The sequence below is a fragment of the Arsenicitalea aurantiaca genome, from assembly GCF_003994485.1.
GTDB classification, from domain to species: Bacteria; Pseudomonadota; Alphaproteobacteria; order Rhizobiales; family Devosiaceae; genus Arsenicitalea; species Arsenicitalea aurantiaca.
Genome location: NZ_RZNJ01000002.1, coordinates 373,422 through 387,293, shown reverse-complemented (window position 1 = coordinate 387,293; position 13,872 = coordinate 373,422). Strand labels below are relative to the sequence as shown.

General features: G+C 64.4%; 12 protein-coding genes. 9 read left to right on the top strand and 3 right to left on the bottom strand.

Features of this window, described 5'->3' with window-relative positions; translation table 11 throughout:
* The first annotated feature begins 60 nt into the window (after positions 1–60).
* The 3 genes from EMQ25_RS06255 to EMQ25_RS06245 are packed head-to-tail and all read left to right on the top strand — an operon-like array spanning position 61 to position 2,481.
* Positions 61–975 (top strand): 2-dehydro-3-deoxygalactonokinase, encoded by a 915-nt coding sequence (locus tag EMQ25_RS06255; protein ID WP_158625982.1) that lies wholly within the window; start codon positions 61–63, stop codon positions 973–975.
* 13 nt (positions 976–988) lie between these two features.
* Positions 989–1,603: a 2-dehydro-3-deoxy-6-phosphogalactonate aldolase gene (locus EMQ25_RS06250; protein WP_127187700.1), complete on the top strand. Its 615-nt coding sequence runs from the start codon at positions 989–991 to the stop codon at positions 1,601–1,603.
* Complete coding sequence (locus tag EMQ25_RS06245; protein ID WP_127187699.1) at positions 1,600–2,481, top strand: SMP-30/gluconolactonase/LRE family protein; 882 nt, start codon at positions 1,600–1,602, stop codon at positions 2,479–2,481. Before EMQ25_RS06250 ends, EMQ25_RS06245 begins: the two co-directional genes overlap by 4 nt.
* Before the next feature lie 24 nt (positions 2,482–2,505).
* Here EMQ25_RS06245 and EMQ25_RS06240 read toward each other — a convergent pair whose 3' ends face one another.
* Positions 2,506–4,659: a ComEC/Rec2 family competence protein gene (locus EMQ25_RS06240; RefSeq protein ID WP_127187698.1), complete on the bottom strand. Its 2,154-nt coding sequence runs from the start codon at positions 4,657–4,659 to the stop codon at positions 2,506–2,508.
* A gap of 74 nt (positions 4,660–4,733) precedes the next feature.
* Here EMQ25_RS06240 and gltX point away from each other — a divergent pair, with 74 nt between their 5' ends.
* A complete protein-coding gene (gene gltX, locus EMQ25_RS06235) occupies positions 4,734–6,155 on the top strand; it encodes a glutamate--tRNA ligase (RefSeq protein ID WP_127187697.1) in 1,422 nt (473 codons plus the stop codon).
* A gap of 148 nt (positions 6,156–6,303) precedes the next feature.
* The gene (gltA, locus tag EMQ25_RS06230) at positions 6,304–7,593 is read left to right on the top strand and encodes a citrate synthase (protein WP_127187696.1); all 1,290 of its coding nucleotides are present in this window, start codon (positions 6,304–6,306) and stop codon (positions 7,591–7,593) included.
* A 66-nt stretch (positions 7,594–7,659) separates the two neighbouring features.
* Here gltA and EMQ25_RS06225 read toward each other — a convergent pair whose 3' ends face one another.
* Positions 7,660–8,844, bottom strand: a complete 1,185-nt coding sequence (locus EMQ25_RS06225; protein ID WP_127187695.1) for a mandelate racemase/muconate lactonizing enzyme family protein — start codon at positions 8,842–8,844, stop codon at positions 7,660–7,662.
* Between the two features lie 48 nt (positions 8,845–8,892).
* Positions 8,893–9,600: a FadR/GntR family transcriptional regulator gene (locus EMQ25_RS06220; RefSeq protein ID WP_127187694.1), complete on the bottom strand. Its 708-nt coding sequence runs from the start codon at positions 9,598–9,600 to the stop codon at positions 8,893–8,895.
* A gap of 128 nt (positions 9,601–9,728) precedes the next feature.
* Between EMQ25_RS06220 and EMQ25_RS06215 the strand changes: the two genes are divergently transcribed.
* The 4 genes from EMQ25_RS06215 (at position 9,729) to dgoD (ending at position 13,838) form a co-directional block, all read left to right on the top strand.
* Positions 9,729–10,268 (top strand): TRAP transporter small permease, encoded by a 540-nt coding sequence (locus EMQ25_RS06215; protein ID WP_127187693.1) that lies wholly within the window; start codon positions 9,729–9,731, stop codon positions 10,266–10,268.
* Positions 10,265–11,551: a TRAP transporter large permease gene (locus EMQ25_RS06210; protein WP_127187692.1), complete on the top strand. Its 1,287-nt coding sequence runs from the start codon at positions 10,265–10,267 to the stop codon at positions 11,549–11,551. Before EMQ25_RS06215 ends, EMQ25_RS06210 begins: the two co-directional genes overlap by 4 nt.
* 33 nt (positions 11,552–11,584) lie before the next feature.
* Complete coding sequence (locus tag EMQ25_RS06205) at positions 11,585–12,598, top strand: DctP family TRAP transporter solute-binding subunit (RefSeq protein WP_244606501.1); 1,014 nt, start codon at positions 11,585–11,587, stop codon at positions 12,596–12,598.
* Positions 12,599–12,665: 67 nt separating this feature from the next.
* Positions 12,666–13,838, top strand: coding sequence for a galactonate dehydratase (gene dgoD / locus EMQ25_RS06200; protein ID WP_127187690.1), 1,173 nt, complete (start codon positions 12,666–12,668; stop codon positions 13,836–13,838).
* Positions 13,839–13,872: the final 34 nt, after the last annotated feature.

Sequence of the window (13,872 nt, the reverse complement as noted above, 5' to 3'; positions counted from 1 at the left end):
TAGGTCTCGTCGCGCGAACCGTCTAGCTTTGCGTGGAGCACAATGGCCTGGAGGATGAGAGTGGTCGAACTTGCCGCCTGGATTGCCGTCGACTGGGGCACATCGAACCTGCGGGCATGGGGCATGTCCGATACCGGCGATCCGCTGTTCGAGCGCGTTTCGGACAAGGGGATGGCCAAGCTCGCCCCAGATGCCTTTGGGCCGGTTCTGAGCGAATTGCTAGGCGATGCCGTTCCGGAGGGCCGGACGCTCAAGACACTCATCTGCGGCATGGCCGGCGCGCGCCAGGGCTGGCTCGAGGCGCCTTATCTGGATGCGCCCGCCGATCTGTCGGCGCTCGGACGCGCCGCGGTGATGCCCGAGATTGCCGATAGCCGCTTTGCTCCCCGCATCCTCCCCGGCGTCTGCCAGCGTGGGCTCGGCCAGGAGGACGTGATGCGCGGCGAGGAAACCCAGCTGCTGGGGCTTTCGACCCTGCAGCCGGGCTATTCCGGCGTCGTCGTGCTGCCCGGCACGCATTCGAAGTGGGCGGTGCTCGAAGGCCATCAGCTGGTTCGGTTTTCCACCGCAATGACCGGCGAGATCTACGAGGCACTCGGGAGCCATACGGTCCTCAGGCATTCGCTTAAGGATGCGGGCATCGGTCCCGAGCGAGACGAAGGGGTCGATGCCGGGATCGCGGCAGGGCTAGAGGCGCCCGAGCGGCTTGCCGGCATGATCTTCAAGGTCCGGGCAGCGGCCCTGCTGTCGGGCCGTTCCGCCGACTGGTGCGCCGGGTATCTCTCAGGGCTTCTCATCGGCGCCGAAATCGGGGCCCATCGGCACTGGATCGGTTCGGCGCCGATTCCGATCATCGGGGGAAGCACGCTGTCGGCCCTTTACGCACGCGCGCTCGGCATGACAGGGGCCGAATGCGTGCCGGTCGATGTGCGCACCGCCACTCTCGCCGGCCTTTCCGCCGCAGCCCAACACTGAAGGAGCGCCAGTCATGGCCGAACATCGCCACATCATCGCCATCCTGCGCGGCATCACGCCATTCGAAGTGACGGGGATCTGCGAAACCCTGATCTCGGCCGGCATCACCATGATCGAGGTGCCCCTCAATTCCCCTGACGCGATCACCTCGATCGGCAAGGCAGCCGAGACGTTCGGCGACCGGGCGATGATCGGCGCGGGCACGGTGCTGCGCCAGAGCGAGGTCCTCGAGATCGCCGAGGCCGGGGGGACGTTCATCGTTTCTCCCAATACCGACAAGAAGGTCATTCGTGAAACGGTGCGACTGACGCTGAAATCCTATCCGGGCGTCTTCACTCCCACCGATGCCTTCGCGGCCATCAAGGCGGGTGCGACGGGTCTCAAATTCTTCCCCGCCGAAGTTCTTGGGCCAAAGGGCATCAAGGCGATGAAGGCGGTGCTGCCGCCATCGATTCCGCTCTATGCGGTGGGAGGCGCCAATCCAGACAATTTCCGCGAATATTTCGCGGCCGGCTGCGAGGGCTTCGGGCTCGGCAGCTATCTCTATAAGCCCGGCATGTCGCGCGAAGACGTGCTGAGCCGGGCGGCAACGGCGGTGATCGCCTATGACGAGGAGAAGGGCAAGTGAACCAGAAAGCTGAACTGTTCGTCGACAGCCGGTGCGAGCTCGGCGAAGGGCCGTTCTGGCACACGGGGCTCAACCGCCTCTTCTGGTTCGACATCCTGAACCAGACCCTTCTCTCGGCCGATGCGAGTGGGCGGGTCATCGACCGCTTCACTTTTAGGCAACCGGTGACTGCGGCTGCGGTGATCGATGACGATCATCTGGCGATCGCCTCTGCCGGAGCGTTGCTCCGGTTCACCGTCAGCACCGACACCTATTCCGAGATCGTGCCGATCGAAGCGGACAATCCGGGCAACCGGACCAATGACAGCCGCGTGCATCCCTCGGGTGGGTTCTGGATCGGCACGATGAGCCGCCGCGGCGACGAGGAGCCGCATGCAGGCGCAGTCTATCTCTACCGAGATGGCGCGCTCGAAACGCTGTTCGATCGCATCACCATCCCCAATTCGATCTGTTTCTCGCCCGATGGATCGATCGCCTATTTCGCCGACACTCCATCGGGAATGATCCGCCAGTGCGCCGTAGATCCGGCCAGCGGCCGGATCACGGGGGAGTGGCGGGATTTCGCGTCGACCAAGGGCCATCGCGGTATGCCGGATGGCGCGGTCGTCGATGCCGAGGGCTATCTCTGGAGCGCGCGCTGGGGCGGATCGTGCGTCGTCCGCCACGCGCCCGACGGATCGGTCGATCGCGTGATCGAGGTGCCGACGAGCCATGTCACCTGCCCCGCCTTCGGCGGAGAGGATATGAAGACCCTCTACATCACCACGGCTCGCGAGCACATGGAGCCCGAACAGCTTGCAGAGGAGCCCCACGCAGGGAGCGTCTTCCAGATCCGCGTTGACGTCCCGGGCACCCCCGAACCGCGGCTCGCCCTCTAGTCGGACGGCAGGCGCGACCCTGGCTCACCGTTCACGGATGCGCCAGGGCCGCTCCAGATCGACCATCGCAGGGCGGACTTCGAAGCGGCGCTCGGCCTCGTCCCAGATGAGGTGATGAACGCCGCCGCGGCGCAGGTCTTCAGCATCGATCACCTGCGCCGTGGAGCGGCAGGAAAGTGGGGCCGGGAGCCGCGCGATCACGAGGTCGGCGCGCGCACAATCCTCGGCGAAAGCGTTGCGATCCGTAACGACCGAGACCCGAAGGCCGCCAATGCCGGTCGCGAGGCAGGCATGGCTGTCGCAGCGGAGGTCGGCCGGCCGCCCTTCGATCGGCTCTCCATATTGTTCGCTCCAGACGTTGACGGCGAATGTCCCGGCCCGGCCGGTGACGAGGCTGAAGCCGTTATCCCCGCGGAGTGCAACTGCCTGGGTGGTGTCGGCGATGAGGACGTCGGGCGCCCGGTCAAACCCGAAGAGCAGGACACCTGGAATAATCGCCAACGGTCCGATCACCCGCCAAGCGGTGGTGAAGAAGGCAAACCAAGCGAGCCCGAGCAAGCCGATGACGAGCGCAGCCGGCGTCAGCAAAGGATGGGATTCCAGCCCCTCGCTCATGCCAGTGACCCATTGGGCGATCAGCAGCATGACCTCGATGCCCCAGCCCATGACCAGGACCGGCAGGTGTTCGAGCCCGAGCGGCATGAGCAGGACCGAGACGAGCGCGAAGGGCATGATGACGAAGCCGACGATCGGCATCGCGAGGACATTGCCCAGGACGCCGAGGGGTGCTGTCTGCTGAAAGTGGTAGGCTGAAAAGAGGAGCGTCGCGAGGCCGGCGATGAGGCTCGTCAGCGCGGTGCCGCCCACCGCACGGATCATCCGGCGCCCCGCGCTCCAATCGCCGTCGGGCGTTCGACGGAGTGTCTCATAGGCTCCGATCAGGGCAACGACGGCCGCGAAGGAAAGCTGAAAGCTCGGCCGGAAGATGCTCGCGGGGTCGAAGACGATGATGACGAGCGCCGCGATCGCGACGTTTCGCATGGTCAGCGCCCGCCTGCCGGCGAGAATAGCGCCGAAAACGAGGCCCAGCATAAGCGTCGATCGAAAGGCGGGCGTGTTCGAGAAGCCACCGGCGATCATCAGGTAGCCGCAGGCGGTGAGGATGCCGACAATGGCCGCCAGTTTCTTGACGGGGAGACGCTGGGAGAGACCGGGGAGTGTCGCAAGGCCGGCGCGGATTACAAAGAATGTGCCGCCCGCGATGATGGAGAGGTGGAGGCCGGAGATCGAATAGACGTGAGCGAGGCCCGACCCGGCCATGATCTCCCGCGTCTCGTCCGTGATGCTGCTCTGGTCGCCCACCGTCATGGCCGTTGCGATCGCCGCAGGCTGTTGACCGAGAATGGCGGCAATCCGGGCCGCGATATCGCTTCGAAGCCCATCCACCATGCGGCGGAAGTGCCAGCCTTCGGCGGAGGCAACGCGCTCGAGGCCGCTCGTGACGTTTCCATAAGCGCCGATACCGGCGTAGTAGGCGCCGAACTGGCCATCGAAACCGCCCGGCACAACAGGCCCGGGCACAGGCGCCAGCCGCAGCATGGCCCGGATCCGGTCACCCGGCTGCAAGGGCGGATCGGGGGGCGTGAAGAGCCTTGCCCGGCGGATATCGACCGCGTTGCGCGGCAGGTCTGGCACGAGGCCGCTGACGATGATGCGCCGGGCCGACTCGTCTTCGCTCAGGACCTCATCGACCACCGCCTCGAAGGCTCCGTAGACCGGCGAAACGAGCAGCGGCGTCGCAAAGAAATGGGCATGAAGCGGGAGCAGGACGGCCCCGAACCACAGGCCTCCGGCAATGGCGAGGAGGCGCAAGAGGCGCAGCTCCGACCGGCAGAGCAGCAGGAGGGCGAATAGGGCGGCGCCCGAGGCCGCCAGTGCCCAGCTTTCGGGCTCTGCAGGCAGGATGCGGTATCCGATCAGCCCAAAGAGGACGGCGAAGGGAACGAGGACGAAGATGCGCCGATCCTCGAGGGCACTGGCAAGATCGCCTGCCAGCGTCGGCCATTGAGGGCGCTTGGGATGGCCTGCCACAGCGGGCGGCGAAGGGATGCCCGGGCGCAGCGTCGCCTCGTCCAGCGCCATGCTCCTGTCCGGAGCTCTGTGGACCGTGTCGGCCATGCCCCCTGCCCTTGCGATCCCTTGCGCCTATGATACACACGGGGCCGCAATTCCGTCCAACAGTCAAGGCGCTCATGGCCCGGCCCGTCGTCACCCGTTTCGCCCCCTCGCCCACCGGCTATCTGCACATCGGCAGCGCCCGAACCGCCCTTTTCTGCTGGGCCTATGCGCGCAAGCACCAGGGAAAGATGCTGCTTCGGATCGAGGACACCGATCGCGAGCGGTCGACCGAGCCGGCGGTACAGGCGATTTTCGATGGTCTGAGCTGGCTCGGACTCGACTGGGACGACGAGCCGGTGATGCAGTTCAGCCGTGCCGCACGCCATGCCGAGGTCGCCAACGAGCTGCTCGCGCGTGGCCAGGCCTATCACTGCTACTGCTCGCCCGAGGAGCTCGCGCAGATGCGTGAGGAAGCCCGCGCGAAGGGCCTGCCGCCGCGCTATGACGGACGCTGGCGCGATCGCGACCCTTCCGAGGCGCCGCAGGGCGTGGCGCCGGTCATCCGGATCAAGGCGCCGCGCGACGGGGAGATCGTCGTCAACGACCACGTCCAGGGCCAGGTGGTTTTCAAGACGGACAATCTGGACGATTTCATCATCCTGCGGTCCGATGGCACGCCGACTTACATGCTTGCCGTGGTGGTCGACGACCATGACATGGACGTCACCCACATCATCCGCGGCGACGACCACCTGACCAATGCGGCCCGCCAGATCATCATCTATAACGGCATGGGGTGGGATGTGCCCGAAATGGCCCATATCCCGCTGATCCATGGGCCGGATGGCGCCAAGCTCTCCAAGCGCCATGGCGCACTGGGCGTATCTGCATACAGGCAGATGGGCTATCTGCCCGAGGCGATGCTCAACTATCTGGCACGGCTCGGCTGGTCGCATGGCGATGATGAGATCTTCTCGATCGAGCAGATGATCGCCTGGTTCGACCTCGAAGGGTTGAACAAGGGCGCGGCGCGGTTCGATTTCGTGAAGCTCGAGAGCGTCAACGGCCACTATATCCGCGAGGCGACTCCCGAGCGGCTTTATGCCGTCATGGTCGAGACCGCGCAGGAACTTGGACGCGAGACCGACTATGCCGGCCTCACCGACAATCAGACGACGGTGCTGGCGGCCCTGCCCGAGCTTCAGCCCCGCGCGAAAACTGTGCTGGAGCTCATCGATCTGGCCCAGTTCATCTATGCCGTGCGCCCGATCCAGCCCGATGCCGCGGCGAGCCAGCATCTGACACCCGAGGCACGGGCCATGTTGGGAGATGCCGCATCTGCGCTCGAGGCCCTCGAAGACTGGAGCGTGCCTGCGATCGACGCGGCGATGCGCACCTTCGCCGAGGCACGCGGGCTGAAGCTCGGCAAGGTCGCCCAGCCCCTGCGCGCAGCGCTCACGGGACGCACCGTGTCGCCCGGGATTTTTGAAGTGATGGTGCTGATCGGCAAACCGGAAAGCCTCGTACGCATTACCGACCAGGCGCAGGCGGGCTGACTTGCACCTGGGGAGTGCCCCACGCCGATTAGTTGCGGATGGCATGTAAATCGGCTACGCCATGCCGCATACCGACTAAGATCGACCACCGGCTCTGCGCCATGCCTGATCGACATCGGGACGGGGCGGACCGCCAAGGAGAGCAAGCATGACTGACACCGTTGCCAGACTTGTCATCGGGAATGAGGATTACGAATTCCCCATCATCGACGGGAAGGTGGGCCCGCAGGTCATCGACATCCGCTCGCTCTACGCAAAGACGGGTATGTTTACCTACGATCCAGGCTTCACCTCCACGGCCGCCTGCGATTCATCGATCACTTACATCGACGGCGACAAGGGTGAGCTCACCCATCGCGGCTACCCGATCGAGCAGCTGGCCGAAAAGAGCAACTATCTGGAAGTGTGCTACCTCCTCCTTTACGGCGAGCTGCCGAACAAGGAGCAGATGGCCGATTTCGAGCAGCGCGTGACGCGCCACACCATGGTGCACGAGCAGATGCACTATTTCTACCGGGGCTTCCGCCGCGATGCGCACCCGATGGCGATCGTCTGCGGCGTGGTCGGCGCAATGGCGGCGTTCTACCACGACTCCACCGACATCAGCGACGCCCAGCAGCGCGAGATCGCCTCGATCCGGATGATCGCCAAGCTGCCGACCATCGTTGCGATGGCGTACAAATATTCGGTGGGCCAGCCCTTCGTCTATCCGCGCAACGATCTCGATTACGCTTCGAACTTCCTGCACATGTGCTTCTCGGTGCCGGCGGAGGAATACAAGATCGATCCCGTGATCGCGCGGGCGATGGATTTGATCTTCACGCTGCACGCCGATCACGAGCAGAACGCCTCAACCTCCACGGTACGTCTTGCCGGCTCGTCGGACGCCAACCCGTTCGCCTGCATCGCTGCGGGTGTGGCTTGCCTCTGGGGCCCGGCGCATGGTGGAGCCAATGAGGCGGCCCTCAACATGCTCCGCGAGATCGGGACGGTCGACCGCATCCCCGAATACATCGCGCGGGCCAAGGACAAGTCCGATCCGTTCCGCCTGATGGGCTTCGGCCACCGCGTCTACAAGAACTACGATCCGCGCGCCAAGGTGATGCAGGAGACCGCCCGCCAGGTGCTCGAGATCATGGGTGTCGAAAACAACCCGACGCTGCAGGTCGCCAAGGAACTCGAAAAGATCGCTGGCGAGGATCCGTACTTCATCGAGCGCAAGCTCTATCCGAACGTCGACTTCTACTCGGGCATCATCCTCGATGCGATCGGCTTCCCCACGTCCATGTTCACCGCGATCTTCGCGCTCAGCCGCACCGTCGGATGGATTGCGCAGTGGAAGGAAATGATTGCCGATCCGCAAAAGAAGATCGGCCGCCCCCGCCAGCTCTATATGGGCGAGCCGATGCGGGACTATGTCGAGATCGCCTCGCGCTGATCCGAACCATAAAAGAACCCCCGGAGGTGCTGCCTCCGGGGGTTCTGCGTTTCAGCTCGTGTGAGACTAGATCGACTTACCGCTCTCGTGGATGAGTTCGCCATCGACGCGGATCTCCACCGTGCGGATATACTTGCGCATGCCGGCTTCGGAGACTTCGATGCCGAGGCCGGGCGCGTTGGGCGCAGCGATCTCGCCATTTCCATCACGGTCGAAATGATTGGCGACGAAATCGAGCGCCAGCGGCTTGGGTTCGGCGGGGTATTCGCAGATGCGGTGATCGGCGAGGCCTGCATAGGGCTGAAGCGACGCCGAGAGCGCAAGGTGCGAGGTGAAGGTGTGATTGACGAACGTCACGCCCTTCTCGACGGCATATTTGGCGACCTTGTGTGCCGGACCGATACCACCGATGCGGCCGCAGTCGATCTGCACATAGCCGACCTTGCCATAGTCGATCAGGTGGCGAGCCATGAAGACGTTATGCGCGGCTTCGCCGCCGGCGAGGCGCACGCCCCCTTCGGGTAGCCGATCGGTCAGAGCACCGTAGGCTTCATAAGCACTGCCGTGGAAGGGCTCCTCGAGCCAGAGCGCGCCAGCGTCGTTGAGCGCGGTCAGGCGGGCGGCGGCGGCATCGACATCCTCGCCCCAGATCTGGCCGACATCGACGAGCAGGATGCCATCCTTGCCGAGCCCCTCGCGGGCGGCCATGAAATGATCGGCGTCGTCCGCCGGCGTTCCGCGACCGATCGGCCCCCAGCCGAACTTGCCGGCGACGAAGCCATTGGCGAGGGATGCCCTTGCCCGCTCGAGGGTCTGCTGCGGCGTGTCACCGAAAAGAACTGAAGCATAAGGGACCTTGGGCTCTGAACGGGCATAGCCGAGCATCCGCCACACCGGCTCGCCGCGGGCCTTGCCGAGCAGATCCCAGAGCGCCATCTCGACGCCCGAAAGCGTGTGCGGCGCCTGGAGGAGATCCATGCTGTTGTATTCGACCAGCGCCGAGATCCGCGCGATGTCCTCGGGGCCATTGATCTCCTGGCCGAGCACCGAATCGGATACCGGGCGGCAGACGCCGTGGCTCATGGGCGTGACGAAGGCCGCGATGGAGACGAGCGGCGAGGCCTCGCACTCACCCCAGCCAACATGCCCGCCGGCAACCACGCGCACCAGAAGCGCGTCCTGACTGCCATCAGCCTCGTCGGTCACCTGCGGCATCGACAGGTAGAAAAAGTCCACGGCCTCAATCTTCATGTGCCCCCTCCAATCGGGTCTGTTGCTATTCGAAATGTTCGAGGACAATCAGTCGCGTTCGGACTGGGTGCTCGAGAAACGGCTGATCGTGTGATTCATGTGATCGACCATGGCACGATGGGCTCCCTCACCGTCTCCCGCGACGATCAATCTGCAGATGTCGGCGTGCCGACGTCCGCGGTCATCGATGATCCCCGGGGTTTCCTCATCGGCAGCGCGCAGGAAGCCGATGGCCGTACGCAGCGATCCTGCCCAGAAATGCATCATCTTGATGAGCACGCGATTGCGCCCGATGTCCGCGATCAGGAGATGAAAAGCAAGGTCTTCCTCGACGCCGTCACGGCCTTCCCGATCAGCAGCCTCAAGAGCGGCCAGCGCGGCCTCCAGGCGTTCGATATCGTCGGGCTTCCGCCGCTCGGCCGCCAGCCGCGCGGTCTCGCTTTCAAGGCCCCGGCGGAGCTCAAGCATTTCAAGCAGGCCTTCGCGCGACGCTTCGACGTCGCCGATGCGAATGCGAAGGACGTTCTGCTCGGTGACGAAGAGCCCCTGCCCCCGACGGGTCTCAACAAGGCCATCGGCACGCAGATGGGCCAGCGCCTCCCGCACGACCGTGCGGCTGACGCCGAGCTGGCGGCAGATTTCAGCCTCGCTGGGTAGACGATCGCCGACGCGCATGTCTTCGCGCACCGAGGCTTCGATCCGACGAGCCGCGTCGGTTACGAGGCTCTCCTTGGGCAGCATGGCTTCCAGCTTCATCTATCCACACCCATCCAAATGCATCAGACATGGTCTTGCCATACGGTAGGATGTATGACAACCCTACGACCCTGTGATCGGGGCCGAGGACGGACGCCCCCGCCTGCAGTGCTGGGAGGCGCTTCTCGATGACGAGACTTGTGGATGGGGCCTACAGGCTTCTCGAAGTGGTGCTCGTGCTGCTTCTGGCAGGCATGGTGGCCCTCGTTTTCGCCAATGCGGCGGCACGCTATCTCTTCGACTACACGATCCGGATCGCCGACGAACTGCCGCGTTTCATGTTCGTCTGGCTGAGCTTCATCGGCGCGGCCGTTGCTCATCGGCGCGGCATGCATCTGGGGATGAAGTTCATCGTCTCCGCCATGCCGAGGATGAGCTGGCGGACGCTGATGGCGATCAGCGAATTCATCATCCTCTGCTGCTGCATCATGCTGGTATGGGGCGGCATTCTCGCCTGGCGCATCAACTCCACAATGCTGACGCCGATCCTCGGCGTGCCGCTTGCAGCCGTCCATGCCGCCGCGATGGTTTCGGCCGCGCTGATGGCGATTACCTCGACGCACCGTCTCTTCCGCGTTGCGACCGGCCGGTTCGAACCGGGCGAACTGGAGCGGTTTGCCGAACAGGAAGAGGCCGAAACAGAGCCTGCCAAGGGGCGCTTCGAATGACCGTTCTGATCTTTCTGGGCGCACTTTGCGGCTCGCTGGCCATCGGCGTTCCGGTCGCCTTCGCGCTTATCGTCTGCAGCGTCGCGCTCATGGCGCATATGGGGAATTTCAACCCCCAGATCGTCGCGCAGAACATGGTCACCGGCGCCGATAATTTCCAGCTGCTCGCCATCCCTTTCTTCCTGCTGGCGGGAGAGCTCATGAACGCCGGCGGCCTTTCGCGCCGCATCGTGAATTTCGCGATGAGCTTCGTTGGGCACTATCATGGTGGCCTGGGCTATGTGGTCATCTTCGCCGCGGTCATCCTTGCGGCACTGTCCGGATCGGCCGCCGCCGATACTGCTGCGCTCGCCGCATTCCTCCTCCCGATGATGCGGCAGGCCGGATACGACCAGGGTCGCGCCGCGGGGCTTATCGCAGCTGGTGGCATCGTCGCGCCGGTCATTCCGCCATCAGTCGGCTTCATCATCTTCGGGGTCGCCGCGAACGTGTCGATCACCCAGCTCTTTCTGGGCGGCATCGTCCCTGGACTGATGATGGGGCTTTCGCTCGTCATCGCCTGGGCGATCAGCGTGCGCTTCGAGACCAATCTGAAGCCGATGCCAAAGGCGAGCTGGAAGGAACGTGGCAAGGCCGCGGTCGACGGTGCGCTGGCGCTCGTCATGCCGGCAATCGTACTTGGGGGCATTCGCTTCGGGATCGTCACGCCTACCGAAGCTGCGGTGGTTGCTGCGGTCTATGCGCTGGTCATCGGTACGCTCGTCTATCGAGAGATCAAGCTGCCCGACCTCTACCGGATCTTCCTCTCCGCCTCGCTGATGACGGCGCTGGTCATGTTCCTCATCGCTGCCGCCATGGTTTCGGCCTGGCTGATCGCGCAGGCCAACATCCCAGCTCAGTTCGGCCAGCTGCTGCAGCCTTTCAAGGACAACCAGACCGTTTTCCTGCTCGTCGTCATGGCGCTCGTATTCGTTGTCGGCATGGCGCTCGATTTCGGCCCGACGGTCCTCATCCTCACGCCGATCCTGATGCCGCTGGTGCGCGAGGTCGGCGTGAATCCGGTCTATTTCGGCGTGCTGTTCATCATCGTAAACGCCATCGGGCTCATCACCCCACCGGTCGGCATCGTGCTCAACGTCGTCTGCGGCGTGGGCAAGGTCACCATGAGCCGGGTGCTCCGGGGCGTCTGGCCATTCCTGCTCGCGCAGTGCGTCGTGGTGGTGCTGCTCGTGCTGTTCCCCGATCTCGTACTGGCTCCGCTTCAATGGCTGCGCGGACGGTAGAGATATATGACCAATCCAAGTGGAGGACCGACTATGAAGAAGACGATCATCGGCATCATGGCAGCGACGCTGGCGCTGTCGAGCGGGCTCACCAGCCCGGCATTCGCCCAGTACCAGGAGCGCACGATTCGCGTCGGCAGCACGCTCTCGCCTGAGCATCCGACGGGCGTTGCGATCAACGCCATGGCAGCCTGCGCAGCCGAGCGCACCGACGGCCAGATGACCATCCAGGGCATCTTCAATGCCGCGCTCGGCGGCGACCAGGAGATGAGCCAGGCCGCACGGGCTGGCACGCTCGACATGTTCGTGACGACCACCTCGCCGCTCGTCGGGCTCGAATCGCGCCTCGGTGTCTTCGATCTGCCCTTCATGTTCAACAGCACCGAGGAAGTGAATGCCGTGCTCGATGGTGAGTTCGGCCAGTTCATCGGGGACCTCATGCCCGAGCATGACCTGGTGAAGGTCTCGTTCTGGGACTACGGCTTCCGCCAGCTGACGAATTCGCGCCGCGCCGTCGCGAGCGTGGAGGACTTCCAGGGCCTGCGTGTCCGGGTGATCCAGAACAACATCTTCATCGACGCGTTCTCTGCGCTCGGGGCCAACCCGATCCCGATGAGCTGGGGCGAAGTGTTCCCGGCGCTGGAAACGGGCGCCATCGACGGACAGGAAAACCCGCTGCTGACCATCTATGATGCCCAGCTCTATGACGTTCAGGACTACCTCTCGCTCACCAATCACGTCTACGCTGCACTCATGCTGCTGTACTCCGAGACGTTGTTCAACCAGCTCAGCACCGAAGAGCAGGCTGTGGTGATGGAATGCGCCGCAGAGGCACAGACCATCCAGCGCGCCGGGATGGCTGAGCGGGCGGACGCTGCGCTTGCCGCGCTCGAAGAAGAGGGGATGGAGATTGTCCGCCCCGAGCCGGCCGCGGTCGACGCCATGCGCGAGGCGATGGGGGTGGTCTATGAGACCCACGCCGAAACCATCGGGCAGGATGTGATAGACCGGCTCAACGCAGAGCTCGCGACCATTCGCGGGCAATAACCAGATACGACCGGGAGGGCGCGAACCGCGCTCTCCCCACGCAACACAAAGCCCGGAGGCGGCACAGGTGAAGATCACCGCAATCAAGACAACCGTGGTCAACGCGGAAATGCGCAACTGGGTATTCGTGCGCGTGGAGACAGACCAGCCAGGGCTGTATGGCTGGGGCGAGGCCACGCTGGAGTGGAAGACCCGTGCCGTGACCGGCGCGATCGCGGATCTCGAGCCGCTTCTGCTCGGGCTCGACCCGCGGGACATCGAGCATGCGGTGCGGGTGATGCACAAGCACGGCTTCTGGAAAATGGGCTCCATCGGCGCGTCCGCGATCTCCGGGATCGAGGTGGCGCTCTGGGACATTCTGGGGAAGGATCTCGGCGTGCCCGTGTGGCGGCTCCTCGGCGGCAAGACACGGGACAAGGTGCCGGTCTACACCCATCTCGGTCTTGGCGACATGAAGTCCGTCTACGAGACCATGCAGGTGGGTGCGCTGGTCGACAGCGCCCTAAAGGTGGTCGAAGCCGGCTACAAGGCGCTCAAGGTCGTCTTCATCCCCTATTCGCACTACACGACGACGATCCGGAACGTCGATCACGTCGAAAAGCTCATGATGAGCCTGCGCGAGGCTGTCGGCGACGAAGTGGAGATCATGGTCGATTTCCACGGACGCCCGGCGAGTGCCGCCGCAGCGATGGATTACATTCGCGTGCTTGCGCCTGGTCGGCCGCTCTTCGTCGAGGAACCGGTGCCGCCCTACGACCCGCAGCTGATGCACGAGGTCACGCAGCGTTCGCCCGTTCCGATTGCGACCGGGGAGCGGCTGATCGGCCGGCACGAATTCGAGCCCCTCTTCCGCATGCGGGCCCTCAACATCGCGCAGCCCGACATCGCCCATACCGGCGGACTGTCCGAAGCCCGGAAGATCGCCGCGGCGGCGGAAACGGCCGGCGTGGGCATCGCGCCCCACAATCCTCTCGGTCCGATCGCCGGGGTGACGGCGCTTCACTTCGACATCGCGACCCCGAACTTCGTCATCCAAGAAGAAATGACTGGATCCGTCCCGTGGTACGACGAGGTGGTCCAGACCCCGATCCATCGCGAGGACAGCGCCTGGGCCATTCCCGAGCTGCCGGGGCTCGGCGTGGAAGTGAACGAAGCGATTGCGGCCAAGCACCCGTTCGAGACCGAGGTCTATCACGCCAAGCACGCCGTGATGCCGGACGGCACCGCCGTCGACTGGTAAAATCGCTTCCAGAGCAACAGATTGGCGCGGATTT